Origin of the sequence: uncultured Microbulbifer sp. (assembly GCF_947489355.1) — a bacterium.
In the GTDB taxonomy this organism is placed as follows: Bacteria; Pseudomonadota; Gammaproteobacteria; order Pseudomonadales; family Cellvibrionaceae; genus Microbulbifer.
In genome coordinates this window covers 1-545 of sequence record NZ_CANLDD010000172.1, presented here as the reverse complement: position 1 = coordinate 545, position 545 = coordinate 1, and the positions used below count along the sequence as shown (strand labels likewise).

Below are 545 nucleotides of genomic sequence, written 5' to 3'. Positions count from 1 at the left end.
GGCCGTGGCGATCGGCAGCACCACCGTCACGGCCAGCCTGGGCGATATTGTCAGCAATCGTGTGGCGGTCACCGTCACCAATGCCGTCCTGACCGCCATTCAGGTGACACCGCCAAGCGCCAGCCTGCCCAAGGGCAACCGCCAACAACTCACCGCGCTGGGTACCTTTAGTGACGGCAGCACACTGGATCTTACCGACAGCGTCAGTTGGAGCAGCGACAGTACCGCCATTGCCACCGTGGACACCCTGGGTGAGCTCACCGCAGTGGACCTGGGTAATACCACCATTTCTGCCAGCCGGGACGATGTTGTCAGTAATCGCGTGGCCATCACGGTGACCAGTGCCATTTTAACCGGCATTCAGGTCACACCGCCCACCGCCAGCCTGCCCAAAGGCAACGTCCAACCGCTTGCCGCCCTGGGCACCTATAGCGATGGCACCACTGCGGATCTGACCAATAGCGTCGCCTGGACCAGTAGCGATACGGCGATTGCTGCCGTGGATAGCCAGGGTGCGCTGATTGCTGTCGACGAAGGCAATGCGA

Annotated in this window: 1 protein-coding gene; it reads left to right on the top strand. The window is 61.8% G+C overall.

Annotated features, from left to right (window positions below; genetic code table 11):
* The coding region (locus Q1A48_RS21335; protein ID WP_299948884.1) for an Ig-like domain-containing protein at positions 1–545 on the top strand (545 nt) is incomplete at both ends.